General features: G+C 73.1%; 21 protein-coding genes. 8 read left to right on the top strand and 13 right to left on the bottom strand.

What is annotated here, in order from left to right:
- Positions 1-76: 76 nt before the first annotated feature.
- Positions 77-535 (bottom strand): hypothetical protein, encoded by a 459-nt coding sequence (locus WME95_RS39675; RefSeq protein ID WP_437904494.1) that lies wholly within the window; start codon positions 533-535, stop codon positions 77-79.
- A gap of 14 nt (positions 536-549) precedes the next feature.
- On the opposite strand from WME95_RS39675, the gene WME95_RS39680 reads away from it, so the two are divergent.
- Complete coding sequence (locus tag WME95_RS39680; protein WP_437545164.1) at positions 550-1,614, top strand: endonuclease/exonuclease/phosphatase family protein; 1,065 nt, start codon at positions 550-552, stop codon at positions 1,612-1,614.
- 98 nt (positions 1,615-1,712) lie between these two features.
- Here WME95_RS39680 and WME95_RS39685 read toward each other — a convergent pair whose 3' ends face one another.
- From WME95_RS39685 to WME95_RS39695, 3 genes are all read right to left on the bottom strand, one after another.
- Positions 1,713-2,426 carry a hypothetical protein gene (locus tag WME95_RS39685; protein WP_437904495.1) on the bottom strand — a complete coding sequence of 238 codons (714 nt, stop codon included), beginning with the start codon at positions 2,424-2,426 and terminating at the stop codon, positions 1,713-1,715.
- A gap of 189 nt (positions 2,427-2,615) precedes the next feature.
- Complete coding sequence (locus tag WME95_RS39690) at positions 2,616-3,653, bottom strand: polysaccharide deacetylase family protein (RefSeq protein WP_437545169.1); 1,038 nt, start codon at positions 3,651-3,653, stop codon at positions 2,616-2,618.
- A gap of 963 nt (positions 3,654-4,616) precedes the next feature.
- Positions 4,617-5,357, bottom strand: a complete 741-nt coding sequence (locus WME95_RS39695; protein ID WP_437904496.1) for a ComF family protein — start codon at positions 5,355-5,357, stop codon at positions 4,617-4,619.
- A gap of 153 nt (positions 5,358-5,510) precedes the next feature.
- Between WME95_RS39695 and WME95_RS39700 the strand changes: the two genes are divergently transcribed.
- From WME95_RS39700 to WME95_RS39710, 3 genes are all read left to right on the top strand, one after another.
- A complete protein-coding gene (locus WME95_RS39700; protein WP_437904497.1) occupies positions 5,511-8,453 on the top strand; it encodes a GYF domain-containing protein in 2,943 nt (980 codons plus the stop codon).
- On the top strand, positions 8,450-9,292 hold the full coding sequence (locus tag WME95_RS39705) for a hypothetical protein (RefSeq protein WP_437904498.1): 843 nt from the start codon (positions 8,450-8,452) through the stop codon (positions 9,290-9,292). The genes WME95_RS39700 and WME95_RS39705 overlap by 4 nt, the downstream gene beginning before the upstream one ends.
- 180 nt (positions 9,293-9,472) lie before the next feature.
- Positions 9,473-10,981: an alginate export family protein gene (locus WME95_RS39710; protein ID WP_437904499.1), complete on the top strand. Its 1,509-nt coding sequence runs from the start codon at positions 9,473-9,475 to the stop codon at positions 10,979-10,981.
- 147 nt (positions 10,982-11,128) lie between these two features.
- Here WME95_RS39710 and ftsH read toward each other — a convergent pair whose 3' ends face one another.
- The 7 genes from ftsH to mnmA all read right to left on the bottom strand — a co-directional run bounded on the left by ftsH (position 11,129) and on the right by mnmA (position 20,267).
- Complete coding sequence (gene ftsH / locus WME95_RS39715; RefSeq protein ID WP_437545176.1) at positions 11,129-13,075, bottom strand: ATP-dependent zinc metalloprotease FtsH; 1,947 nt, start codon at positions 13,073-13,075, stop codon at positions 11,129-11,131.
- Positions 13,076-13,238: 163 nt separating this feature from the next.
- Entirely contained in the window at positions 13,239-14,240 is a 1,002-nt protein-coding gene (gene tilS / locus WME95_RS39720) for a tRNA lysidine(34) synthetase TilS (RefSeq protein WP_437904500.1), read from the bottom strand.
- On the bottom strand, positions 14,237-14,470 hold the full coding sequence (locus WME95_RS39725) for a hypothetical protein (protein ID WP_437904501.1): 234 nt from the start codon (positions 14,468-14,470) through the stop codon (positions 14,237-14,239). Before WME95_RS39725 ends, tilS begins: the two co-directional genes overlap by 4 nt.
- A gap of 128 nt (positions 14,471-14,598) precedes the next feature.
- The gene (locus tag WME95_RS39730) at positions 14,599-15,996 is read right to left on the bottom strand and encodes a class I SAM-dependent RNA methyltransferase (protein ID WP_437904502.1); all 1,398 of its coding nucleotides are present in this window, start codon (positions 15,994-15,996) and stop codon (positions 14,599-14,601) included.
- A complete protein-coding gene (locus WME95_RS39735; protein WP_437904503.1) occupies positions 15,993-18,269 on the bottom strand; it encodes a protein kinase domain-containing protein in 2,277 nt (758 codons plus the stop codon). Before WME95_RS39735 ends, WME95_RS39730 begins: the two co-directional genes overlap by 4 nt.
- Before the next feature lie 190 nt (positions 18,270-18,459).
- Positions 18,460-19,113 (bottom strand): hypothetical protein, encoded by a 654-nt coding sequence (locus tag WME95_RS39740; protein WP_437545186.1) that lies wholly within the window; start codon positions 19,111-19,113, stop codon positions 18,460-18,462.
- Entirely contained in the window at positions 19,110-20,267 is a 1,158-nt protein-coding gene (mnmA, locus tag WME95_RS39745; protein ID WP_437904504.1) for a tRNA 2-thiouridine(34) synthase MnmA, read from the bottom strand. The genes WME95_RS39740 and mnmA overlap by 4 nt, the downstream gene beginning before the upstream one ends.
- A gap of 214 nt (positions 20,268-20,481) precedes the next feature.
- On the opposite strand from mnmA, the gene WME95_RS39750 reads away from it, so the two are divergent.
- The gene (locus tag WME95_RS39750; protein WP_437904505.1) at positions 20,482-21,774 is read left to right on the top strand and encodes a response regulator; all 1,293 of its coding nucleotides are present in this window, start codon (positions 20,482-20,484) and stop codon (positions 21,772-21,774) included.
- Positions 21,775-21,813: 39 nt separating this feature from the next.
- On the opposite strand, the gene WME95_RS39755 is transcribed toward WME95_RS39750, so the two are convergent.
- Positions 21,814-22,422 carry a CPBP family intramembrane glutamic endopeptidase gene (locus WME95_RS39755; RefSeq protein ID WP_437545191.1) on the bottom strand — a complete coding sequence of 203 codons (609 nt, stop codon included), beginning with the start codon at positions 22,420-22,422 and terminating at the stop codon, positions 21,814-21,816.
- Between the two features lie 8 nt (positions 22,423-22,430).
- Here WME95_RS39755 and WME95_RS39760 point away from each other — a divergent pair, with 8 nt between their 5' ends.
- From WME95_RS39760 to WME95_RS39770, 3 genes are all read left to right on the top strand, one after another.
- Positions 22,431-23,372 (top strand): zinc ribbon domain-containing protein, encoded by a 942-nt coding sequence (locus WME95_RS39760; protein WP_437904506.1) that lies wholly within the window; start codon positions 22,431-22,433, stop codon positions 23,370-23,372.
- A complete protein-coding gene (locus tag WME95_RS39765; protein ID WP_437545196.1) occupies positions 23,350-24,651 on the top strand; it encodes a DNA methyltransferase in 1,302 nt (433 codons plus the stop codon). The genes WME95_RS39760 and WME95_RS39765 overlap by 23 nt, the downstream gene beginning before the upstream one ends.
- Before the next feature lie 165 nt (positions 24,652-24,816).
- Entirely contained in the window at positions 24,817-25,158 is a 342-nt protein-coding gene (locus tag WME95_RS39770) for a hypothetical protein (RefSeq protein WP_437904507.1), read from the top strand.
- Between the two features lie 67 nt (positions 25,159-25,225).
- On the opposite strand, the gene WME95_RS39775 is transcribed toward WME95_RS39770, so the two are convergent.
- On the bottom strand, positions 25,226-26,515 hold the full coding sequence (locus tag WME95_RS39775) for an NAD(P)/FAD-dependent oxidoreductase (RefSeq protein ID WP_437904508.1): 1,290 nt from the start codon (positions 26,513-26,515) through the stop codon (positions 25,226-25,228).
- Positions 26,516-26,562: the final 47 nt, after the last annotated feature.

Raw genomic sequence — 26,562 nt, forward strand, 5'->3', positions numbered from 1 at the left:
AGGCGCGCTGAGGGTGAGCACGCGAGGCGTGCCGTGTTGTGAAAGCTCGTGAGTCCGGCCGAGGGGGCACTCGACCTCAGGTGTCGTATTTCACGGTCGACGGGACCACCAGCGGTGGAGGGGCGATCGCAGGTTGTGACGGCGCAGGGGCGGGCTCATCGGTGGGGTCCGATCCTGGCTGGCTCTTCGGTGGCTGGCCGTGGAGCTCCCGCAGCCGGGCGGGCGCGGGCTCGATCGCTGTCGGGGCCTCATCTCCTCCCGTCTCCCCCGCCGCGACGGGGGGCACGCTCACCGCGGGCGGCGGCGGGACGAACATCCTCGGCACCTGGATGGAGCGGGCGATCGACGCGACCTCCGGGAAGCTCATGGCCATCCGCTCGACAAACGCCGCACGGGCCGCATCATCGGGGGCGCTCGCCGAGGCCTTCGCGACCCGCAGGGCCGACCAGAGCTCGTAATACCAGGCGGAGAGGGAGGCATGCGCTTCCAGCAGGTCACGAATGGTATCCTCGGAAACGATGACGTTCTTGCCCATGGGCGAGAGGATACATGACCGAGCGACGCCTCCCACCTCGTTCGAGCGGCACAACACCTGAGGAGCGGGCACCGGACCCGACCTCGACGCGCGCGGCGCCCGGGGCTCTCCGCGGCCACGGGACGCCGCGCGACGACGCCACGGCGCTCAGGATCGTCACCTATAACGTCCGCTACTTCGGGCACGGCTTGCGGGGCATCGCCTCGACGAGCGCCGCCATCACCCGGATCGCGACGACGCTCGCGCGGATGTCCCCGCTGCCCGATCTCGTGTGCCTCCAGGAGGTCGAGACCCAGTCGCTGAGGTCCTCGACGATGAACCCGCGCTGGCACCCGGAAGAGACCCAGCTCGATCGCCTGATGACGGAGCTGCACGCGGCGCTGGCGCAGGCAGAGCGGCGCGAGCGCTACGTCGCCTACTACTTCCCCGCGCACACCTACAGGCTTACCTCGCGGACGAACATCTACACGACCGGGCTCGCGGTGCTCGCGCGCGACACATTCCACATCGGACACCACAACGCGGAGCGCCCGCACGACATCACCCATCGGCGGGGGGTCAAGAGCCTGAAGCAGACGCGCATCTGCGCGCACGTGTCGTTCGAGCACGAGAGCGGGCAGAGCTTCGATGTGTTCAACACCCACCTCAGCCTGCCGAGCGTGTTCTCGCGAGAGTTCTGGACAGGCGAGGCGCGGATGGGGTTCGGGCCCAATCAGATCGAGGAGGCGAGGGTGCTCGCCGACTTCGTCCGCCGCGAGCGCCGGAGCGACAATTTCGTGGTGGTCGGCGATTTCAACTCGCTGCCAGGCTCGCCGGTCGATCGCTTCCTGCGCGAGGAGATCGGCTTCGTGGACGCGTTCGCGAAGGTCCGCTGCCTCTCCGAGACCGAGGCGCGCGCCTTCCCGACGGCCGGCTTCATGAACCTCCGCATGCACCTCGACCACGTCTACTCGTCCGAGCGCCTCCAGTGGCTGGACTTCACGGGCACGCACCCGTTCGGGCACAAGGGCGCGTTCGCGGGGCTATCCGATCATGTCCCCCTGATCGCGCGCTGCCGCCTGCCGGGCTCCGCCGGCTGACCGCCCCGCAGCGCCGCCGCTCTGGGCGCGGCGGAGCGCGGCGTGGCGGAGCGCGGCGCGGCGGAGCGCGGCGCGGCGGAGCGCGGCGCGGCGGCCCTTCACCCCGGCAGCCAGAGCAGGTCGTCCATGATGGGCTCGAGGCACGCGGAGATCTGGGGGCCGAGATCGGCGCCGCACGCGAGCTTGCCGAAGCAGGCGCGGACCTCGTGCCGGCCGCGGCTGTTCATCGCGCCGATGGCTCGCTCGAGCTGCGGGCCGAGGCCGTCCTCCAGGCTCTGCCGGCAGGTGTCGTAATCGAGGTCTCCGCACCCCGCGAGGCGGCCGCAGAGGACGGCCATGTACGGCGCCAGGTCGGCGCGCGGGAGCGTGGTGGCCGTCATGGCCTCGGAGCCGCAGCGGCTCACCTCCTCCGCATAGGCGGCGGTGAAGGGATCGCCCTCGAAGCGCCGCAGCGCTGCCAGCGAGCACTCCGAGGTCGCGCGGAGCATCTTCGGCGAGGCCATCGTCGTCATCTGCGTGCATTGCTCGAACTTCGGCCAGCCCTTCGCCTGCTCGGTGGCCCGCTGGTAGAGCGCCTCGAGGTACACGCACCAGGCGCGCTGGGCCTCGCGCTGCTCGCGCTGCTCGACGCTGGCCCCCCGCGCGCCCTGCCCGTCGGGCGATGCCTGCGCGGGTCGCGCGGGCGCCTTCGCGGAGGCGGCGGGCGCCGACGCGCCGCCGCATCCCGACGCGAGGGCCGCGGAGATCAGCGAGGCTGCGCCGAGCATGGAGGCGGCGGCGCGGAAGCTGCGTTCATGGATTGTGCCTTTCACGGGAGCCCCCCTTCGTCGAACAGGCTGCGCAGCAGCTTTCCTGGCCCATCGAGGCCACGCGCGTGCAGAACCGGCCCAGCGACGTGCACGTGCACAGCCCAGGCCACACGCGCGCCGGCCGAGGCGGCGTCGAGCGAGCGGAGGCGCTCGGGGCGCGCGGCGGCGGAGCGGCGCGCGGTCTTTGCTCGATCAGCGGCCGGACCGGGAGCCGGGCCGCTGGCCGATGAGCAGCTTGAGCTTGAAGAGCGCGCCGATCTGCCCGCGGTCCATGGCGATGCGCGGGAAATTCAGGGGGTCGAAGGACGAGAGCATGCAAAGGCCGGAGTTGTTGGTGAAGCCGATCTCGAAGCCGGCCTCCTTCACGGCGCGATGGAAGGCGCCGCACAGGCTGTATCCGACGGGGTACGCGACCGCGTGCACGGCCTCGTTCAGGGCGTCGGAGAGCACGCGCCGGGAGCGCGCAAGATCGCGAGTGGCCTCTTCCGGCGAGAGCGTCTGGAGGACACGATGGCTGTGCGAGTGCGACTGCACGTCCATGCCCGCCCGGCGCAGCGCCCCGATGTGGTTCCAGTCCATGATCGTCCTGGTCGCGAGCGCGCGCTCCTCGCCGAGGTCGATCGACACCCCCGTGGCGCGCTCGATCTCGTCCCAGAGGCGCCCGATGTCGACGCCGGAGGTGCGCTTGATGGTCTGGCAGACGAGCATCGCCGCCGCGATCGGGTCGCGCAGCGGCTCGAGCACGAGGGTCGCTGGGTAGGCGATCTCGACGCGCGCCCGACGGCACCGGTGCATGAGGAGCGCGACGCGATCCCACCAGAAGAGGCGGCCCCTGTCGGGGTACCCGGTGGCGATGAAGAACGTGGCCGTGACCCCCGCGCGCTCGAGGAGGGGCAACGCGACGTCGTGGTTGTCACGGTAGCCGTCGTCGAACGCGACCATGACGGGGTTCGGCGGGAGCTTCCGCCCCTTCGCGAGGAGCCGCACGTCCCGGAGGGACACCACGGTGCCGTGCGTCTTGATGACCGCGAGCTGCTCCTCGAACTCGCGCGCGCTCACCTCGGCGACCCCGGGATCGAGCTCGTCCACCTCCGAGACTTCCGCGATGCGGTGGTAGGTGAACACGGAGAGCACGGGCAGCCGAAGCTTCGCGCGCAGCCAGAGGAAGCGATCCAGGAGCCCGAGGGTGTCGAGCACCCCGGCGGCGAGCACACGACGACCGCGCGGCAACCTCCTGCGAATCCACGTCAGTGGATGTGCGACGACGTACACGGATGTATTCCAGCACACATCCGACGTTCGTGCTTGCTCTCGAGAGCGGCTCCGACGGCGAAGCTCCTGCGCTTCCGGCGGGTGGGCCGCCGACCGGGGAATCCGGGGCGGCAGCGATCCCGCTAAAGTGGCGCCCGATGTTCTCGACGGACGCCCCTCAACCTGGGTCGGACGCCCCCCAACCTGGGTCGGACGCCCCCCAACCTGGGTCGGACGTACCTCAACCTGGGTCGACGGGCGTGGACGTACCTCAACCTGGGTCGGGCGATGGCCCCCCCTCGAAGCCGCCCTCGCCCCAGCCTGGTTCGGTCTCGCCTCAACCTGAGTCAGTCGCGGCGCCTCTGTCGAAGCCGCTCTCGCCGCTCGGCACCGCCGGAGTTGCGCTGGCGACAGCAACCATCCTGTTTGCGCTGGGGGTGTATACCGTCGAGACGAGCCTGCCCGAACTGGCGGCACGCAGCCGAGCACCTCGACCGGCGATCGTGACCACCGGCGGTCCTGTAAGCATCACCGCTGTGGCTTCAAAGCAAGCAGCCGTCCCCATGCAGCTGGCGAGCGCGACCGAGGCCACGGCACAGCCGACGCCGACCGCATCCCCGACGCCACGTGCTGAGGCTGCGCCACCGCCAGTACCGCCAAGCACCGAGGCCGCGGCACCTCCAGCACCATCAGCCACCGAGACGGCAGCCCTTCAACAACAGACATCCGTCGACGCTGCAGCGACGACTCCGCCGACCCCGCGAAAGGGCCACGGCCTGCTCAAGCTCAACTCCTCCCAGAATGCGACCGTCTACGTGACGGGCGTGCCGGTGGGACCCAGCGAGCGACCCGTCGAGGTGCGTTGCGGGCGCTTTTTCGTTCGACTCGGCGAGCCGACGCGCGACGGCACGCGATGGCTCACCGAGGGCAGGACCGTCCGCGTCAAGTGCGGTGTGCTGACGGAGGTGAGCTTCTGAGCTCGTCCGCCCCGCTCTCGGCCGTCGCGAGGACGAGGTAGATCACCGAAACGGCGCCCGCGCCGAGGAGCGCATCTCGACACGCCTCGAGCGTGGCCCCCGTGGTCGCCACGTCGTCGATGAGCGCGACCCTCCGGCGCTGGACGCGCTCGGGCGCGTGCACGCGAAACGCACCTGCCACGTTCTGCAGGCGGAGATCGCGCGGGAGCTGCGCCTGCTGCGCGGTGGGACGGACACGGCAGAGGGCCCGTGGGGCGAAGGACACCGCGAGTCCGTCAGCGACGTGCGCGGCCAGCAGGGCGGCCTGGTTGTACCCGCGCTCGGCGAGACGACGCGGATGCAGCGGCACCGGGACAACGAGGTCGACGCGCACGTCCGCATCGCGCGCCGCGCAGAGCATCAACCGGCCGAGCGGCCGCGCGAGATCCGGACGATCTCCGTACTTGAAGCGCCGGATACCTTCCGCAACCGCCCCGCCAAACGGAGCGAACGCGACGAGAGGTGCTCCCGCAGCGGCGCGCGTGCCCGCGCCTCCTCGCGGCGCCCCCCCTGCGTAAGGCACGGAGGTCCGCGCGCAATCGGCGCAGAACACCGAGGCACAGGCGATCGGGGTGTCACAGCCCGCACAGGCCGGCGGGCTGAGCGTGCGCGCAGCGGCGGCGACCACGGAGCGGACTGCGGCGACGAGGGCGCTGGAAAGGCTCATGAGCTACCAGCGCGATCTTCGTCGTGAGTGGACGTGCGGTTGCGTGGGCGCACGAAAGAAGATCTCTTTGCAAACGACGCGCGGTACGATCGCGATCATCGTGGTTCACGTCCTGAAATTCCGGCGCTCTACCAGCTGGCGGAGGGGCCCCCGTTGAGCGCGTGGAGATGGACGGATGAGCGTGGCGTCCAGCGGAGCCTGGGCACCGCCGAGCTGCGCAGCGCGCTGGCTGCCGGGATCATTCCAGGCTCCACGCTCGTCTGGCGCAAGGGCATGGACGCCTGGGCGCCCGCGTCCAGGCAGCCGGAGCTCGCCGACGCCGCCCAGCTCCGGCGCAAGCCCGAGGCGCGCACCGCTGCGCCCGAGGGGCCGGCCGCCGGGGTTGAAGAGGCCGCTCGCGAGGACGGCGCGGCGCTGGAGCTCGAGCTCATCGAGGATCTGGGTGCAGCGCCCGCCCGCAGCGGGCAGCCCGTCGGCCCGGCGCCCACGGAGAGGTCCTCGAACGGGCGGAGGCCCGCGGCGCCGCACGCGAGCCGGGCGACAACGCGACCGAAGCCGCCTCCCCTGCCGCCGCGCAAGCGAGAGTCCATGAGGACGCTCACAGGCGTCGAGGCGCCGGCAGACGCGCCGGCCAGCGGACAGAGCGCGCCGATCGTCGTGCCAGCCGCGGGCGGGACGTTCGATGCGGGGGTCGCCCGCGCGATCACCCAGCTCCCCCGTTACGACGGCCCCTCGCCCGGCGACCAGGGACCGACCGAGATCCCGCGCGCGCCGAAGCTCCCCTCGGGGGCGGAGGAACCCGAGGAGACCTCCGCGGGTCAGCGCCCTGCCGCAGACGCAGGCAGCGCCGCGGGAGGCGCCGGCGCGACGGCGGACGGCGATGAGCCGGCGCCGCCGAGGCGCGCGGCGGGCGCGGCCGCGCCCAGCAGCCCGGGAACGGCGCCGAGAGCCGCGGGCGGTACGACGTCGCGCGCGGAGGCGAGACCACCCCGGCCGCCGCCTCTCCCCGTCGATCGCGACGCGAAGCTGGCGGGCGCTGCACCGCAGAACGATGGGCGCGGCGGAGCGACGACCGGCGCGGATCAGGGCGCCGGCAAGCCTCTTTCGGCGGGGCCACCGGCGCCGTCGAGCCCCGGTCGCCCCACGAAGCGCCCCGCGCTCACGGGGAAGCGTTCCGTGCCGCCACCTCCAGTTCCGGTCCGGTTCCCCGCGGTCGCCGGGAAGCGGCCTGCAGGCCCGCGCGCGCCTGACGCGTCGGATCAGACGGCGGCCGGCGCAAAGGCTCTCGTCCGTCTCGGAGCGCTCCCCGCGCCGCCGCCGCGCCCCCCTGCGGACGCGCCCCGCGCCACGCCCTTGATCGCAGCGCCCCCCGCGCCGTCGGCCCCGCTGGCGACGCCGACCTTGCCCCTCGCTGCGCCGGCCCCGCCGGCCGAAGCGGCGCCTGTCACGGTCGCCGGCCCCGCGGCGATGGCGTCGCCTGGCTCTCGCCCTGCGAGCCCAGCGACGTCCGCCGACGGTCCCTCGCCCCGCAGCGCCGAGGACACGCCGGCCGCCGACGGCCGCGATCCCGCGGCGAGCCGCGATCGCGGCGACGCCCCGGAGCCCTCCACCACGGTGCTGCGCCGCGAGAGCCCGGAGCTCCCCACGCCGCCCGTGCCCAGCGAGACGAAGCGCTCTCCTCTGGCCGCCGAGGCGCCGATGGGGCGCCGCGAGTATGCGACGATCCCGTCGGTCGGCGTCGGATCGAGCGCGTCGCAGGGGCACCCGGCGATGCGCTCGTGGCCGGGGCTGCCGAACCCGCAGCGCAGCGCGACGGCTGCCGACGCGCTGCAGGCCTCGGGCCAGCGATCGGATCGGGGCTCTGTCCCCGGATCGGGCAACGGCCCGCCAGGGCTCAACCCGCGCGCGCTCGCGGCGCGACGCGGTGACGGCAAGGGGCTCTCTGCAGCGGTGACCGTACCGGTCTCGTCGCTCGTCGGCCTCTGCGGGGCGGCGCTGCTCATGAGCGTCGTCGCCTTCTTCGCGGGCCGCCGCTCCGTCACGACCGCGCGCCAGTCGCCGGTCGGGACGGCGCGCACGACGCTCGGCGCAGCGCAGGACGCCGCGCGCTCGGCGATCCCCGTCCCGCCGAAGCCTTGCTGGGTGGCGCGTCAGCCCCAGCCATGGGCGCCGCTCGTTGCGAAGAGCATCCCCTTCGAGGTCACGGCGACGAAGGGCGGCAAGCTCGTGGTGGGGTACGCGAAGAGCCCCATGGAGGCCGTCGGCCTCGAGATCGATCCCGCGACCGGGGAGCGAAGCGAGCGGTTCTCGAACCGAGAGGCCGCCGACATCGTGAGCATCTCGCCGGTCGAGGAGCGCTTCACCGTCCTCACGGCAGCGCAGCAGGCCATCCGCTCTCCCGTCAGCGTGCCGGGGCCGAGGTCGTTCGTCGTCGGTCTGGCGGACGGCGCTCTGGTGGCGGCCGATGCTCCCGACGCCGCCCCCTCCCCGCTCTGGCCGGTGCAAGGGGATGAGCCGCTCGAGGCGCCGCGCGCGCTCGCGGCCGGCGCCAGCGGCTACGCCGTCGCGTTCCGCCGCGAGAAGGCCGTGTGGGCAGGCTGGCTCGACGCCGAGCGCAAGCCCGTCGGCGAGCTCACCCGGGTGATCGGCTCCGGAGGCTCGATCGGCAAGCCATCGCTCGGATGGAACGAGCGCGCGCTCGCCGTCGTCTTTGCCGATCGGCCAGCGGACGGGCGATGGGAGATCCGCGCCGGGCAGGCCGCTCCGGGCACCATCCCCAGGTCGACCCAGGTGATCCCGCTCCCTTCCGGCGGCCCCGGGGGGGACGCCTTCGCGCCGGATATCGCGGGGCTCGGCGATGGACGCTGGCTCCTCGTGTGGACCGAGGGCCCGCCGGGGAGCCGCGCCATGCGCGCGCAGACCCTGGCCGCCAACTTCTCCCCCATCGGGGATCCGATCGCGCTCTCGCCGCCGGCCGGGAACTTCGGGCAAGGCGTGCTCGGCGTATCGTCGCGCTCGGGTTACGTGGGCGTGGTGTTCCTCTCGAAGCCTGCCGCGAGCTACGAGCTCTGGGGGGTCATCCTCCAATGCGGGTGACGAGGCCGCCGGGCCGCGCGAGCCGGCTCCGCGTGGCGGCGCTCGCGCTGCTGCTGGTCGCGCCGCACGCGCCCCTGCTCGCCGCGTGCACCGCGCAGGTCTCGCTGCTCGATCAGGGACAGGCCCTGCGCACGGGCAAGCAGCCCTACGACGAGTTCTTCGAGGCCACCCGGGCGCTCCGCGACGAGTCGCTGAAGGCCGAGGAGCTCTCGAACGCAGCGCCGGCCGAGCTGTCGCGCGCGCTGGGGCTCGATCCGAAATCGGACAGCAAGGCGGCGCTCGAAGCGGCGCGCGCGCGCGCGGCGGAGCTCCGCGCGGCGGGCGTGCTGCTCCAGGTCGAGCTCGTGCCAGAGGCGCGGATCGCGAGCGCCCGAGGCGGGCGCTCGCTGGACGCGGAGGACAGGGACACCATCGCGGCGTTCGAGGCGTCCTTGAAGAGCTCCCTCGCGACGTCGAAGCAGCTCGGCGAGCTCTCGAACCGCGCCGCGGAGCTCGAGAAGAAGCGGGCGTCGCTTTCGGCCACGTGGGCAGAGGCGCTCGCGGACGATCCGCAGCGTCGCGAGGTGAAGCACGAGCTCGCGGCGGCCGAACGCGTGATCGCGGAGGCGGGCGCGGCCGCGGATCGACATGCCGGCAGGGCGTCGAAGCTCGCGCTCGATCTGGTGCTCGCCGTCGATTCGGGCGACGCTCCGGCGCGGCGGGGCGCGGCGAGCCGACCGCCGACGAGGCAACCCGCCGCGAGCGTGAAGGCGCCGCCGCGGCGCGGGAGCAGCACGGGGGCCGCCCCGAAGCCGCCGAAGCCACCGACGTCGCACGGCGAGGACGATTTCGATCCCTGACATCGTCGGCATCGCGCACCGCGCACGCCGCACGGCGCGCGCTGGCCCCGCTGGACGCCGGGGCCGCCGGGGAGGAGCGGAGCCGCTTCCCCACTTGTCCGACGCGCATCGAGACGCCTATCCTCGCGCGAGCGATCCAGGAGCGCGGCCCGCCTGAACGCCGCGGCCCTGGCCGCACATGTGCAGTTCGACGCCCCCGCGCTCCGGCCCTCCTCGCTGATGATCCGATCCCTGCCGTTCGCCTCCATCGCTCTGGGATCGGCGCTCCTCGCGCTCACGTTCGCGCCCAGGAGGGCGGCGGCGCAGGCGTCGCCGCAGTCGGAGGGCTTGGCCGTCGGCGGGTTCACGTTCCGCCCCTCGGTGGAGCTCCGGCTCCGCGGAGAGTTCCGCCGGTACCCGGTCGACACGGGCGGCGACGTCTACAGCTCGAACGCGGTGCTCGCCGAGGGCTTCGGAGGCGCGCTGCCGCCGCTCAGCGACACGGGCAACGTCGTCAAGACACAGTGGTTCTTCGCCCAGCGCGCGCGCCTCGGGCTGAGCGTCGAGCGCGGCCCCGTCACGGGCGTCGTCACGCTGCAGGACGCGCGCCTCTGGGGGAACGACGACGCGATCTTCGTCGGGCCGGGCGAGCCGGCCCTCCCGGAGACGGCGCCGTACGAGGCGTACATCGATCTGCGCGCGCGCTCCGGACGCCGCGCCTTCATCCGGCTGGGCCGGCAGCGGATCGCGTGGGGGGATGGCCGCCTCGTCGGAGCGGATGACGAGACGCTCACCGGGCGATCGCTCGACGCGGTGCGCGCAGGGCTGCAGCTCGGCAACGTCGACCTCGAGGCGATGGCCGTGCTCCTCGCCGCGCCGGGAGGCGCTCCGCCCGAGGTGGCGGGGGCGCGCAAGCCCATCGCCGCCGGGACAGGGGCCCAGCTCTACGGCCTGAACGCGATCTGGCGGCTCGCTCCCCTGCTCCACCTCGAGGCCACGGCGCTCGCGCGCATCACCCGGGAGCCGCGCCCGACCTGGCTCACCCCCGGCGACACCGTCGTCCTCGACGCGCGCGTCTCCGGCGACCGCCGGGGCTTTCGCTACGCGATCGAGGGGGCGTACGAGCTCGGTCGTGTGGCCACGTTCGCGGCCGACCGCGCTCTCGGCGCGTTCGCGGCCGCAGCGCGGGCAGAGCTCGAGACAGCGCTCCCCGCCCACCTCACCTTCAGCGCCCGCGGCGCTTACGCGACGGGCGACGATGGCGCGCTCGCGGTGGGCGAGACGCAGCGCCGCTTCGATCCGATCCTGCCCGACGCGCAGAACAACCACGGCCCCATGGGGCTCTACGCGTGGTCCAACGTGATCGAGGGGGGCGGAAGCGTCCGCGCCTCGCCCTTCGACCCGCTGACCGTCTCCGCCGGATATACGTTCGTCGGTCTCGCCTCTCCAACAGGCAGGTGGGTGACAGCGCGCCTCCTCCCTGTCGGCGCCGCCAGCGACAACGAGAGCCGGACGCTGGGCCACGAGATCGACGTCTCGCTCGCCTTGCAGCCGTGGGAGCCGCTGCGCCTCGCGCTCGGCTACGGCCTGTTCATCTTCGGTGACGGCGCCCAGGCGATCTTCACGAAGGCGAACCGCGCGCACGACGACGGCCGCCCGGCGGATCTGCAGCAGTGGGCGTTCCTGCAGGCAACGCTGACCGCCCCCTGAGGCGATCCCGGGAGCGCGCCGGGTGCGCGCGCCGCTTTTCTGCTGGGGAAGGGAATCGAGGGGCTCGAGGCGCCGCGCCGTCCCGCGTGGCGCCGCAGGTACGCGGGGGGCCGCCCGAGGCATCGGGCGCCGCCCCGCGCTTCGTGATCAGGTGCTCGGGGCGGGCTTCGGGGTGCCGAAGATGCTGGCCGCGCGGCGCTTCTCCTTGGCGGCGCGATCCCGGTCGCTGTAGCTCGGGATCACGACGCGCTGGCGCTGCGGCAGCTCGCGGCCCCCGACGATGGCGTCGACCTCCTCGGCGTCCAGCGTCTCGCGCTCGAGGAGCGCAATGGCGAGCCGCTCGAGGATCTCGCGGTTGTCCGTGAGGAGCTGCCGCGCCTCGGCGTGGGAGTCGAGGATGAACCGCCGCACCTCGTCGTCGATCTGGTTGGCGATCGTCTCCGAGTAGTCGCGGCGCCGGCTCGTGAAATCGCGCCCGAGGAACACGCTCTCCTCGTCAGCGCCGTACGAGATCGGCCCGATCACGTCGCTCATGCCGAACTCGGTCACCATGCGCCGCGCGAGGTTCGACGCCTGCTTGATGTCGTTGCCCGCGCCCGTCGTGAACTGGCCGAACACGATCTCCTCCGCCACGCGGCCGCCCATCAGCACCGACAGCCGCGCCTTGGCGAAGTCGCGCGACATGCTGAGCCGGTCCTCCTTCGGCAGCTGCTGCGTGAGGCCGAGCGCCGGGCCGCGCGGGATGATCGTCACCTTGTGGACCGGATCCGAGAACTTCTCCAGGAGCTTCGCGACGAGCGCGTGGCCGGCCTCGTGGTAGGCCGTGGTCCGCTTCTCCTCGTCGCTGATGACCATGCTGCGGCGCTCGGCGCCCATCAGCACCTTGTCCTTGGCCATCTCGAAGTCGACCATCGAGACGACGTCCTTGTCCTGACGCGCCGCGAGGAGGGCCGCCTCGTTGACCAGGTTCTCGATGTCGGCGCCGACGAACCCGGGCGTGCCCCGCGCCAGGATCTCCATGTCGACGTCCGGACCGAGCGGGACCTTCTTCGTGTGGACCCGGAGGATGCCCTCGCGGCCGCGCACGTCGGGGCGGTTCACGACGATGCGCCGGTCGAAGCGGCCAGGCCGCAGGATCGCCGGGTCGAGGACGTCGGGGCGGTTCGTCGCGGCGACGATGATCACGCCCTCGTTCGACTCGAAGCCGTCCATCTCGACGAGCAGCTGGTTCAACGTCTGCTCGCGCTCGTCATGACCGCCGCCGAGCCCCGCGCCGCGGTGGCGCCCGACCGCGTCGATCTCATCGATGAAGATGATGCACGGCGCGTGCTTCTTGCCCTGCTCGAACAGGTCGCGCACCCGGCTCGCGCCGACGCCGACGAACATCTCGACGAAATCCGAGCCGGAGATCGAGAAGAACGGCACCCCCGCCTCGCCGGCGATCGCGCGCGCGAGCAGCGTCTTGCCCGTCCCGGGGGGGCCCATCATCAGGACGCCCTTCGGGATCCGGCCGCCGAGCTTCTGGAACTTCTTCGGGTCCTTGAGGAACGCGATGATCTCCTCGAGCTCGTCCTTCGCCTCGTCGATGCCCGCGACGTCGGCGAACGTCACCTTGTTCTGCGCCTCGCTGAGCAGCCGGGCGCGCGACTTGCCGAAGCTCATCGCCTTGCCGCCGCCGGCCTGGAGCTGGCGCATGAACAGATAGAACATCACGAGCAGGAAGACCGTCGGCAGGAGGTACATGATCGCCCCCGGCCAGAACGGCGACGTGTCTTCCTTCTCGAAGAACACCGCGACCTTGTTGTCGACGATCGTCTTCGTGATCTCGTCGGCGTTGTCAGGCCCGATCGTGACCTTCTTCGTCTTCGTCCCGCTCTTCGGGTCCTTGACCCAGAAGGTGTACTCGCGGTCCTTGATCGTGACCGACTCGACGTGCGGATCCTTGTCCTTGGCCTCGACCTGGACCTGGGCCATGAACTCGCTGAACGCGACTTGTGTGGCGGGCCGGGAATCCGGGCTCAAGAACTGCCAGATCGCCAAGAACATCATGATCAGCAGAACCCAGAGCAGCAGCGTCTTGTGCGATTGCTTCACGAGGACCCTCTAAGCTCGCGCGGCGAGCCGGCGTGTACTGAAATTGTACGCGTGTTCCAGTCAGCATGCCACCCGTCAGCTCGGTCGTCGACCGCGGGTCTCCACCGTGGTGACACGGCGAAAAAAGGGGGCTCGACAGGGGCCGCGGGTGGGGTGCATGCGGTCAGGTCCCGCGACGCGCAGACCCATCCTCGATAAGCACGCTGGACTCCTCTGGAAAGCCCACGGCGATCTCTTCGCCGCCGCGAACCCGGACGCGCAGCGGCCGCCCCAGCTTGCGAGCCCGCTCGATCGCGAATCGCTGCGCCCGACCGAGCGGAATCGACAGCGGCTCGCTGCCGTCGAGGACGTCTGGATCGCCGCCAGACGGCCGATCTCGCCCGGCGACGAGCATGTCCGAGAGCGCGCAGAGGTGCTCGACGATCGCCGGCGACAGGTCCTCGAGGAGCGGGAGGAGCTCGCGGCGGACGCGGACGCGGGTGAAACGGGGATCCCGGTTGCTGGGATCCTCTGCGAACGCCACTCGATGTCGGCCGAGGTGAGCCAGGATGTCTGCGCGGCGGGCCCGGAGCAGGGGGCGGATGAGCTCGATGCTCGCCGCCGAGCCCGGCGCCACGCCGCCGGACGCCGCGCCGGCGACGTCGGACGGGAGCGGGGCGCGCGGCGGCAGGACGGCGAGCCCACGCGGCCCCGCGCCCCGCAGCAGGCGCAAGAGCACCGTCTCGGCCCGGTCGTCCGCGGTGTGGCCGGTCGCGATCGCGCGGGCGCCGTGCGCCGCCGCGGCGGCTGCCAGCGCGGCAAACCGGGCGGCGCGCGCCCTGGCCTGGAGGTTCGCGCCGGGCGCCACGTTCACGCGGGTCTCGGCGTAAGGGACCCCGAGCTGCTCGGACAGGTCGCGCGCGATCTCGAGCTCGGCCGCGGCCGCGGCGCGGAGGCCGTGGTCGACGCCATGCGCGACCACCTCGTGGCCGATCCGCCGCCGGAGCAGCGAAAGGACGTGCAGCAGGGCGGTCGAGTCGGGGCCTCCGGAGCAGGCGCAGAGCACGACGTCGCCGCGAGCGAGCAGCCGCTCGTCCCGGATCAGCCGCTCGGCGAGGCGGAGCAGCGACGGGGGGTGCGACCGGCCCCGCCTGGGCGGCGGGGGAGGTCCAGCAGGAGGGCTCATCGCAGCTCGAACGCTTTGCAGAAGATGATCTCGTCGCGATCCTCGAGTGAGGTGCTCAGGTGCGGCGCGACCGGGTAGCCAAGCGAGCAACGAGGCCCGCGGCCAGGCGACCCGGCGCCCCCCTCGGGATCGGGGACCACCGGCTCGAACGAGGCGCAATCGGGGCAGGCGAACACGAGGCGATAGCGCCGCGCCTCTTCGCGGAGCCGATCGTCGAGGTGGTGAATCATCCCTGGCAGCGTAGCGCAAGCCGCCGGGCGACGGCGCCACGCGGCCGCTCGCGGCCCTCCGGCCGAGCTCGGCGGAGCAGCGCTCGGCGCGGCGAGCAGGCCGGCATGCCGGCGCGGATCAGCGCGCGTCAGCGCACGGATTTGCGGGCGCGGGAGAGCCGCACGATCGACTCGATATGGCTCGTCTGGGGAAAGAGCTCGACCGCCTCGATGTCCGTGATCTCGAAGCCACCGCGGAGGATCCCGCCGAGATCGCGCGCGAGGGTGGCCGGATCGCAGGAGACGTAGACGACCACGCGCGCGCTCGAGGCGGCGATCGCGCGCGCCGCGCCGGGAGCCCCGCTGCGCGGCGGATCCAGCACCACGACGTCGGTGCGCGCCGGGATCGGGTGCTGATCGGCGTCCGCCTCGATCGCCTTGCCGGCGAGGCCCCGAGCGGCGAGGTTCTGCCGCAGGCAAGCGACCGCTGCGGACGAGAGCTCGACGGCCGTGAAGGACGCGGGCCCCGGCGGGCCCGAGGCCGCGGCCCCGGCGGGCTCGGCGGCCGGGGAGGGTCGCTGCGCGCCGCGCGCGAGCAGCACGGAGAGCGTCCCGCTCCCGGCGAACAGCTCCAGGACGTGCGGCGGCCGGGTCGAGTCGAGGTGGGCGAGCTCGGCGGCGCGGCGGGCGAGGACGGCCGCCCCCTCCTCGGATGGCTGCCCGAACCCGCCCGGCGCGAGGAACAGCGGCAGGCCGTCCGCTCCCAGGATCGCGGGCCGCGGATCGCCGAACGACGCGGCCTCGCGCGCGCCGTCGAGCGTGACGCGGGCGCCGGCCCACTCCCCGCGCGCCGTGCGCTCGTCCAGCCGCTGCCATACGGCCGGCGGCAGCTGCCCACGCCACAGGACCTCGACCACCGGGCGGCTCGAGGCGCCCAGCGAGATCAGGACATCGCCCTCCCCCACGGCTCCATGGAGGACGCCGGGCAACTCGCCGGCGAGCGGCGCGATCGCGTCGACAAGCACCACGCAGCGATCGACCGCCGCCACCGCGTGCGTCCTCGGCGCGCGATACCCCACGCGCACCTCGCCGCGCTCCGCGCGCGCGAACAACCTCGCCCGCGACCGGTAGCCGAGCGAAAGGGGGGCCGGATGGACGCGGATCGGCGGCAGATCGGCCTCGGCGAGCGACGTCGCCCGCGCGATGGCTTGCCGGACGATCTGCTCGTGCGCGACCTGCTGCGCCTCGATACGGACGTGCATCCAGTCGCAGCCGCCGCAGGCGTCAGCGAAGCGGCACGGCGGAGCGACGCGGTCGGCGCTCGGCTCGACGACACCGAGGAGCCTGCCCCTCGCCGGGCGTGCGCTCCGGTCGAGCTCGACCTCGACAAGATCACCCGGCGCGGTCCCAGGGACGAAGACGACCTCGCCGGCGAGCCGACCGACCCCCGCGCCCCCAGCGGCCAGCGCCTCGATACGCAGCTGAGCTCGCTCGCCGGGGCGGTGCCGCGCCCTGACGCCGTTCGAGCGGCGGTGGACAGACTTCATCCCTTCATCGTAAGGCGCTGCAGGCCGATCCGGCCGGGGTGGACGACGGACGCTCGGTCGCGGACAGCGAGAGAGAGCGCGCGAAAGGCGCCCGCAGAGCTCCCCGGCACGCAGGAGCTCGACTGGCCCGTGGTGGTCGCGTCCGTCGAGGCGGGCGACGCAGGGACAGCGTCCACGCCCCTGGAGGGCGAGGACTGCGCGGCGTTCGTCTTCATGTAGATCAGCGCGCCGATACCGAGCACGCACAGCACGGTGAGGGTGATGACGGCGACGAGCACGAGCGTGTTCCTGCCGTTCCCCCTGGACGCCGCGTCCTGCGTGGCGGCCCAGATGGCCGCCGGATCCGGGCGCGGCAGGGAGAGCGCGGTCTCGATCTGCGACTGTGGAGGCTGCGCTGTCGCCGCGGACGCGAACAGCTGGGCCTGCCCCACGGTCATCGGCGCCTGGACCGCATGCGCCGGCGAGCTGACAGGGGGCGCATGGGCTGCGGCATGGCCCTGGCCATTGAAGGGAAGCGCGTACGGGACTGCGGCGTGCGCCGGCGACGGCGCGGCGACGGCCGGGGTCCTGGTCATCCGCGCGTGACGCGCAGGCTCGCTCGCGCCCTGCGGGACCGGCGGTGGATCCTGCGACGGGAGCGCGAGCGTGGACGCGAGCGGGTTGCCCAGCTCGCTGTCGAGGAGGCCTCCCTTGGGGAGGGGCGCGAGCTCGCCGGTGTCGAAGTCGCGCGGAGGGTACGGGCTCGAGGAGAGCGGAGGCGGAGCAGGATCGTGGCCGCCGGGCACGCGCGGTGGGCCCGGGTAGGCCGGCGAAAAGCCGGGGCGCGCCGTCGGCATGCCAGGGCGCACCGTGGCAATGCCGGACTGGACGCCGGCCTGGCGCGGCTGCGCTGGCGCCGGCTCGGGCACCATGCCGGCCGCCGGGCGCACCATCGGGCGCTCCCCATGAGGAAGGGAGCGCACCGGCTCGGCTTGCTCGCGCGTCGCGACCGTCGTCGGGACATCCTCATCGTCATCCATCAGCGATGAGGCGACCATCTGCCGATCGTCCACGTCCCTCGACGGCGGGCGCCCGACCGGCGCGATCCCGCTCGCCGGCGGAGCGTTGTGCCGAAGGATCTGCGGCGGCGTGAGGCGCTGCTGCGGCTCAGGCTCCCGACCGCGGCTGCGCAGCCCGACGCTGTCCGTGGCCGTCGTCGAGCTGCGCGAGCGCACCTGCTCGACGTTGATGGTGGACGTCACCTCGGCAGCCCACGCGAGGTGCGCCTCGCGCTTCTGGATGCGATCGACGAACACCTGCTGCACGAAGTGCGCGACCTCTTCGGAGCCAACGAAGACCCCGCTCCTCATCAGGAAATTCTGCAGCGCTCGCGAGAACTCACGCGCGGTCTGGAAGCGGTCTTGCTTGTGCTTGGCGAGCGCCTTCATGACCACGCTCTCCAGCTCGATCGGATAGTCGGGCACGATCGTGGACGGCGGCGGGACCACGCAGGCCTGCACCTTCTCGAGCGTGTCGAGATCCGTATCCATCCGGAAGAGGCGCTGGTTCGTCGTGAGCTCCCAGAGGACGACCCCGAGCGCGAACACGTCGGTCGTGCGATCGATCTCGTTGCCGCGCACCTGCTCGGGAGACATGTAGGCCAACTTGCCTTTGAGTGTTCCCGCGCGGGTGGACGACAGCCGGTCGGCCACCTTGGCGATCCCGAAATCCACGACCTTGGTGTAGCCGTCGTAGGTGAGGAACAGGTTGTGCGGCGTGACGTCTCGGTGCACCAGGCCGAGCAGCTGGCCGTTCTTTCCGCGCAGCTCGTGAGCGGCGTGGAGCCCCTCCGCGGCGTCGGAGCAGATGCGCGCAGCGAGCTCGGGCGAGATGCGCAGCCGGCGCTCCTCCGCGCGGCGCATCACCTCGCGGAGCGGCTCGCCGTGGAGGTACTCCATGGCGATCCAGTAGGTGTTGTCGTCCTTCCCGAGGTCGAAGACCTGCGCGACGTTGGCGTGGTTGATGCCAGCCGCGATGCGCGCCTCATCCAGGAACATGTCGACGAACTGATCGTCCTCGACCAGATGAGGGTGGATCCGCTTGATCGCGACCCACTTCTGGAAGCCGCCCGGGCCATCCATGCGAGCCAGGTGAACGCTCGCCATTCCGCCCACCCCGATCTCGTCGACCACACGGTAACGGCCCAGGAAGTAGGTCCCCTGCTGCTTCTCGGACTCCTTCGCGCGCGCTTCGAGCGATGAATGGGTCGACCCGGGGCTTGGCGGTCCGCCCATTCGCGATGCGGGTCGAGGCGGGGGTTGGGGCATGAGCGGTCACTACTTTACCGCGAGTTCGCGGCGCTTTGCCATGTCGTCTCGGCCAGGACACCTTCCAGATGGTCAACTTCAATCCACCGGGGCGCTGAAGGCGCCTGTCCCGACAGGTAGGACACCACCTGAAACCCAGGACGGAGTCGTGACGGGCTCAGGGGAACGGTTGCCCAGGTTGACCCCGCTCGAAGTAGAAGCGGAACCCCCCGGTGACCCGCGAGAGGAGCTCCCGAGGGATGGCGTCGGCTGGATGACCGAGCCCTGCGTCGCGCGGATCGCCGACCCAGACGTCGAACGTCGCGTCGGTGTACTTGTCGACCGCGTCCGTCTCGTTGGGATCGCCGCTGAACAGCGCCTGGAACTTGATGGTCCCATCGACGGCGTAGAGCACGATGTTCTGGTTGTGGCAGGACCGCTGGAGGTAAAGCGCCATGTGCACGAGCGGCGCGAGCCCCTCCGGCTTCGGCGTCGGCGGAGGCGAGCCCGGCAGCTCGACGCCGGGCGGGAGCCCGACGCTCAGGTCGACGTCGAGCTTGTTCACGGTCCCGTCCCCGCGGATGATGTCGACGTCGTCGATCAGGACCGCGAGCCCGTCCGAGATCTCCTGCAGGTCGCTCCCCCGCTGCACCCGGACCTGCAAGGTGGAGCGGTAGGGGACCGCGGCGAAGAAGTCCGGGTTCATGTCGTAGCTGTCGTCCCAGCAGCCGGCCGCGCGCAGCCGTTCGCTGACGACCTCGCCTTCCCCCTGCCCGAGCGAGCACCCGAGCGAGAGCGCGCAGGCGAGGGGCGCGAGCGCACGGGCCCTCATGACGCCGCCTGCGAGCGAAGGGCCGCCTTGATGCGGCCTCCCCCGAGGACGCGATCGCCCCGGTAGACCACGGCCATCTGCCCGGGGGAGACGGACCGCACCGGGCTCGCGAACCGCGCCACGAAGCTCTCCACGCCCGTCGCGGGGTCGCGACGCCGCTCGATGATGCCGGGCGCCGCCTCGTGCCGCGCGCGCACCCGCACCTCGGCCTCCAGGGGGAAGACCGCGTCGTCGCACCACACCGCGTCGTCGATCTCGGCGCCCGCGGCGTACAGATCGCCCTCGTCGCCGAGGTGCACCGCGCCGGACGCGGCGTCGAGGCCCACGACGAACGCGGGCCGGCCGAGCGAGACGCCGATGCCCTTGCGCTGGCCCACCGTGAAGCCGTGCACCCCGCCATGCGACCCGACCACGCGGCCGTCCCGATCGACGATGGGGCCGGGCCGGAGCCTGTCCGCGGCGCGGTCGGCCACGAACGGCGCGTAACGGCCGGAGGGGATGAAGCAGAGCTCCTGGCTCTCCCCCTTCTCGGCGCCCGGGAGCCCGCGGGCGATCGCCTCGGCGCGCACCTCGTCCTTGGTCGAGTCGCCGAGCGGGAAGAGGAGCCGCGACAGCTCGTCCGACCGGAGCATGTGCAGGAAATAGCTCTGATCCTTGTGCCGATCGCGGCCGCGGTAGAGGCGAGCGCAGCCCTCCTCCAGGACGACCCGCGCATAGTGGCCCGTCGCGACCCACGAGACCCCCAGCCGCTCCGCCAGCGGGAACAGCTCCCGGAGCTTGACCGAGCGGTTGCAGGCCACGCACGGGCTCGGCGTCTCACCCGCGAGGTAGGCCTCGACGAAGGGGTCGACGACGTGCTCGCGGAACAGGGCGCGGCGGTCGAACGTGTAGTGCGGGATCCCGAGGTGGTCGGCGACCCGGCGGGCGTCGTGCTGATCCTCGGGCGCGCAGCAGCGGCTCTTCACGCTGCCGTCGTCGGGGTAGTCCCAGAGGTGCAGCGTCACGCCGACGACCTCGTATCCAGCGTCGCAGAGGCGCGCCGCCGCGACGGACGAGTCGACTCCGCCGCTCATCGCGATGAAGACGCGTGCCCCCGAGGAGGCCCGCTCGCCGGGCCGCGCCGTACCGTCGGCCTCTCGGACCAGTGTTGCCATTTCCGTTCTTATAGCGTGGATTCCTCGCCGCGGCCGGACGCCGCGGGCGAACGCGCGCGGGAGGGATGCTCCGGCGAGCGCGCGCGGGAGGGACGCTGCGACGAGGGCTCGCGCGAGGAGCCAGGACGGCGGCGCGCCGGCGAATGAATGATCAGGCTGGCTCGCCGCCATTCACCCTTGGCCACCCCCGCAGGGCGCGTGTACCGTCTGCCTGATGCCGAGCGGGGTCGTGCTCGTGATCGAGGACGAGGAGTACATCGCGGACCTGCTCGCCACCGCGATCCGGGAGGCAGGTTACGAGGTCATCTTCTGCGCCACCGCGGAGGCCGGGCTCTCCACCGCCTGCACCCTGGAGCCCGAGTGCATCGTCTGCGACATCGGGCTGCCCGACCACGACGGCTACTGGGTCGCGCGCAACGTGCGCACCCAGCCGTCCCGGGTATCGGTCACCCCGTTCCTGTTCCTCTCCGCGCTCGACGACCAGGAGGCCCGCCTCGAAGGGTTCCACGTGGGCGCCGACGTCTACATGACCAAGCCGTTCCGGGTCGGCGAGGTCGTCGCGCAGATCGGGGCGCTCGTGCAGATGGCGTCACGCCTTCGCCAGCGGCGGGACAGCCTCATGTCCATCCCGGCCTCCGTCGATCAGACCGCGATCGAGGGAGATCTCAGCCAGATGTCCATCGCGACCGTCCTCACGGTCCTCGAGATGGAGCGGCGCTCGGGCGTGTTCGAGGTGAGCAGCAAGAAACGTCGGGCTCAGCTGGACATCGCCGAAGGGTGCATCGTCGAGGGGACCGTGGGAGGCACGCGCGCCTCGGCGCTCGCCGCGCTCCGCACCATGCTCAGCTGGAAGGTCGGACGGTTCGCGTTCGTGCCAGGCGTCCGCCCCCTGCCCGCGGAGCGGACATCCATCGCTGCGTACCTGCTCGAGGCGACCCGGCTCGAGGACGAGAGCGCCCGCGTCGAGCTGCCGTTCCCGCCGTCGCGACGCCGTCCGGAGCCCCGGAGCGCGACGACGGCGCTCGGCGGGCCGTCGTCCATTCTGGACGACGTCGCGCCGCCGTCGTCGCGCGTCGTGTCCGAGGAGCGCCTGCGCCGCGGTCCCACCCCTCTGCCACAGAGGGGCTCCGACCCCGGCGTGGCGATCTCCGATGGGCCGCCGTCGCTCGAGCTGAACTTCGAGTTCGAGCTGGTGACCCCGGCGGCGCCGCCGACGCTGCCCTCGCTGACCCGCAGGACGGCGAAGCCGTCGAGCCAGCGCGGCATGCGCGTGGAGGAGAGCGAGCCTCCGACGCTCCCGCGAAGCGGGAGCCTGACGCCGCCCTCGCGACCGTCCTCGCCAGGGCGCGAGCGGCAGAGCGCCGTGGACACGGGCGAGCTCTCCCGCGGGACCCTCGCTCCCCCGGAGACCCAGCCGGCAAGCGAAGAGGGCCCGCCGCGCGCGACCCCGATCCCCCCGAGACCGGCGCCGGCCAGGCCCCCCCGCCCTGACGCGAAGAAGCGCTGACGGCAGAAACGGGGACAGCGAGGAAACGGAAGCGCCGATCTACAGCGTCGGCTGCTGCTCCACCTCGCCCGGATCGTGATCGCGCAGGTAGCTCAGGTTGACCGCGTTCACGACGGCGTGCGCCAGGATCGGCCCGACGAGCGACCCGGTCGCCGCGAAGATGGCGCCGAGCCCCGCGCCCACGCCCACCGCCCAGCCGATCCACACCCAGCGGCTCGGACCGCGCATCTGGTGCATCAGCCCGAAGAGGATCGCGCTCAGCAGCACGCCGAGGAGCGGCGTCAGCAGCCCGCGGAAGAGCAGCTCCTCCCCCAGGCTCGAGAGGCCCGCGAGGAGCAGGATCTGGCCGAGCGAGAAGTCGCGCGCGACCGGGCGGAGCTCCGCGTGCAGGCGCCGGGCCCAGCTGAACCGGGCCACGGCGACGCGCGTCGTCACGATGACGCCGGCCGCCAGCGTGAGGCCGAGCGCGGCGCTCATCAGCAGCGCCGCCAGCGGCGGCAGCGCGAGCCACGGGCTCGGGTGGATCCACGGCCATCCATCCCGCAGCACCAGGCCCAGCGAGATCGCCAGCGCCGCGAGGACGAGATAGCCGGACGCCGCCTGCACCGTCGCGTCGGTTCGACCGGTCCGCGCCCATCGCGACGCCATGTCCCATCATGGCACGCCGAAAGAAGCCGGTGAAGCAGCGCCCGCCGTCAGGACCCCTGGCCGAGCGCCGGCAACCGGAGTACGTCGACGCCCATGCACGCGACCGTGGTCATCGCCCGCTCGGCCCCATCCGCGAGCGCGCCGTGAGCGACGCGTCGCCCGGCGCCGCCCGCTGCCGCGTGTGCGACGCGGCGCTCGCGCCGGAGGGCGATCGCTGCCCGCAGTGCGGCGCGGCCGCGCGCGCCGAGGCCTGCCCGCACTGCGGCGGCGTGACCGGCGTCTCGGCGCACCCCGAGCTGCGCTTCGCGTGCGACGCCTGCGGCGGCCCGCGCGTCCCCGTCACCGACGCCCGCGTCGAGCGATCCGGCCGCGAGGTGCCGCTGCTCCAGAAGGCGCGCGCGGCGGCCTCGGCGCGCTCGGTCTGGCGCGCCGCGGGCATCGCGGCCAGCGCGCTGCTCGGCTTCGAGCTGTTCCTGTTCGCCGTGCTGCTGCTCGTCCTCAACGCGAGCGTCGGGCTCTTCACCGCCGGCCTCCTCACCATGGCGCCCGTCGGCGCCTTCGCCCTCTGGGCGCTCCGGCGGACGAAGTCGCGGAGCCGGGACATCGCGCCCTCGCTCGACGCCGCCTGGGTCTCCGTCGCCTCCGACGTCGCCCGCCAGGCCGAGGGCCCGCTCACCGCCGGCGGGCTCGCCTCGACCCTCCGCATCGCCGAGTCCCAGGCCGAGGAGCTCCTCGCCCTGCTGGAGGTCAACGACGTCGTGCGCGGCGCGGTGAGCCCCGCGGGCGAGTTCGGCTATGCGCCGAAGCTGCGCGTCGGCGCGGCGCGCGACGAAGACCGGGGCGAGGCGGGGGCCGAGAGCGTGGCGCACGCCCTCGCCGCCGAAGAGGAAGCCTTCGCCGCCGAGCCCCTGACGCAACGGACCGCCCATGTCGACCCCGCGAAGCGCTGATCCCAAGCCGAAGCCGGGCCCGCCGCAACAGAAGGCCCGCGCGGGCCGGCCCGCGCCCCAGGAGCGCCGCGCCCTGACCCACATCGGCGGCGCGACGGTGCTCGAGGGCGACCCCGAGAGCGCCGCGAAGCTCGCCCACGCGCTCGACGTGGCCAGCTCGAGCACGGCGGAGGAAGCGGCGCGCGCGCACGTGCACGGCTTCCACAGCTACCCGGCCCGGATGCACCCGGACACCGCCCGCCGGCTGATCGAGGGCCTCTCGAGGCCGGGCGAGCGGGTGCTCGACCCCTTCTGCGGCAGCGGCACCGTCCTCGTCGAGGCCCGGCTCGCGGGCCGGGCGGCGATCGGCGTCGACGCGAACCCGCTGGCCGTGCGCCTCGCCCGCCTCAAGGTGCAGGGCAGCACCCCCGGCGAGCGCGAGCGGCTCGTCGCCGCCGCCCGCGAGGTCGCGGCCGCGGCCGATGAGCGCCGCAAGGCGCGCGCCGGGCCGAGCCGCCGGTACGGCCCCGAGGACGTCGCCCTGTTCGAGCCGCACGTGCTGCTCGAGCTCGACGGGCTCCGCGTCGGCCTCGACCGCCTCGCGGGCCACGGCGCCGACGCGCTCCGCGCCGATCTCGAGCTCGTCCTCTCCGCCATCCTGACGAAGCTCAGCCGCCGCACGTCCGACACGTCGGAGCACGAGCTGCCGCGGCGAATCGCCGCCGGTTATCCGGCGCGGCTCTTCATCCGCAAGGCGGAGGAGCTCGCCCAGCGCCTCGCCGAGGTCGCCGCGCCGCTCGAAGCGAGCCCGCCCGCGCTCGTCGAGGAGGGAGACGCGCGCGTGCTCCGCGGCGTCGAGGCCGGCTCCGTCCACCTCGCGATCACGTCACCGCCCTACCCGGGCGTGTACGACTACCTCGCCCACCACGAGGCGAGGCTGCGCTGGCTCCGGCTCCGCAGCGCCCGCTTCGAGCAGGACGAGATCGGGGCCCGCCGGCACCTCGACCCGCTCGGCCCCGAGGCCGGCCGCGCGCGCTGGCGCGACGAGCTCGGCGGCGTGCTCACCGCGCTCGCGCGCGTCCTGCGGAGCGGCGCGCCGCTCGTCCTGCTGATCGCCGACAGCGTGGTCGCCGGCGCGCCGGTCTACGCGGTCGACGTGGTCAGGGCCGCCGCGTCCGGCGCGCGCTTCGCGGTCCGCGCGGTCGCGTCGCAGCCGCGCCCCCACTTCCACCGCCCCACGGCGCGCGCCTTCCAGCGCCGCCCGCGCCACGAGCACGCCATCCTGCTGATCCGCGCCTGACCCGCCAGGCTCTCCCCGCGGCGCAGGCGCATGGCAGGGCGCCCCGCCGCGCATGAGCGACCGAAAATTGCCCCGCGGCGCGGGCTCATGGCAGGGTGCGCCGGCGTCGGGCAGCGCGCGAGGCGGCCAGCTCCGGCCTCCTGCGGCGCTCCGGCGCGCGCGACGATGGCGAGAGCTCACCTGGCACTTCTCCTCTCGGGCACCTTCGCCCTCGGCTGCGGCAAGGCAGGCGGCGATCCGGGGAAGGCCGACCTCGACAGCACGGGGGTCGACGCCTGCGACAGCTACCTGGCCGCGATGACCACCTGCGCCGGCAAGCTGCCCGCGGAGAGCAGGAAGAGCCACGAGGCCGCGATCCGGATCGCGCGCGACGTGCTCGAGGCCAAGGCGGAGGCCGACGACGAAGCGCTGAAGGGCGACGCGAGGGCGGAGGCGCGCGTCGCGCTCGCGGCCGCCTGCAAGCAGATGAGCGACGCGGTCCTGGACCGCGACGCCTGCGGCCGCTGAGCGCCGGAGAGCCGAGCGCCCGGGCGAGCGTGCACGCGGCGAGGCACGCGCGGCCGCCCGCCGCGCTTCACGCGAAGGCGGGCACCTCCGCCGGATACTGCTGCCGGAGGAACGAGGCCCACTGCGGCCGCCGCTCGGCGTGGAACACGTCGCCCGCGAGCATGCTGGTGATGAGCTTGCGCATCGTGGGCCGCTGGTTCGGCTCGAACAGCGTCTCCCGGAACTGGCCTTTGTAAAAGCCCTGAACGACCCCCAGGAAGAGATCCACGGCGTAGCGGATCTCCGCCTCGTAGGCCGCGAACGCGGCGCGCGAGGTGTCCCCGGCGTCGAGCGCGCGGTGGATGGCCGTGGCGGCCAGATCGGCGCCCTTGATGGCGAGGTGCGCGCCCGTCGAGAAGAGCGGATCGAGGAACCCGCCCGCGTCGCCCACGAAGAGCCATCCGTCTCCGGCGAGCTGGTCGATCCGGTACGAGAAATCGGCGAGCGCCCCCACCGGCCTGATGCGCCGCGCGCTCGCGAGGAACTCGCGCGCCCAGCCGCTCTGCGCGACGGTGCGATCGAAGAGCTCGTCGAGCCGCTCCCCCTTCGCCCGGCTGCGGATCCAGCTCGACGACACCACCGCGCCGACGCTCGTCACCTCGCCGCGGAACGGGATGAACCAGAACCACCCGTGCTCGAAGAGGACGATCTGGATGTCGCCCTGGTGGATCCCCGCCTCGCGGGGCACGCCCTCGTAGTGGGTGAACAGCGCGGTCTTGTCGAGCTCGGCCAGCTGCGCCTTCCGCCGCATCCTCGACGCGAGCAGCGTGTCCCGCCCCGTCGCGTCCACGATCACCGGCGCCCGGAGCTCGACGACGTCGCTCGAGTCGGCGCGCGCGGCCACGGCCTCCTCCGCCCCGGCGCCGTCGGGTCGAGCGCGGGGCCGCGCGCGCACCCCGACCGCGCGGGGGCCCTCGAACACCACCTCGACGGCCTCCCACGACTCGCGCACCTCCGCCCCGAGCTCCGCGGCGTGGCGGAGCAGCAGCTGGTCGAACGCGTCGCGCTGCACCTGGTAGGCGAACTCGAACCTCGGATCGAACGCGTCGGCGAAGCTGTACGTCCGCGTCCGCCCCGTCGACGAGCACAGGAACCGGGCGCCGTATTTGCGGAGGAAGCGCGCGTCCAGCTCCTCGTCCAGCCCGAGCCGCTCGAAGACCTCGCGGGACAGCGGCAGCAGCGACTCGCCGATGTGAAAGCGAGGGAACCTCTCCCGCTCGAGCACGAGGGCCCGGCGCCCGAGGCGGGCCAGCGATGCGGCGAGCGTCGACCCACCCGGCCCTCCGCCGAGGATGATTGCGTCCCAGCGATCCGTCATCGCTCGTCGTATAGTGCGTGCCGACGCTCGAGAAAATGCGCTCTCGG

The sequence above is a fragment of the Sorangium sp. So ce327 genome (assembly GCF_051530205.1).
Lineage (GTDB): Bacteria > Myxococcota_A > Polyangia > Polyangiales > Polyangiaceae > Sorangium > Sorangium cellulosum_B.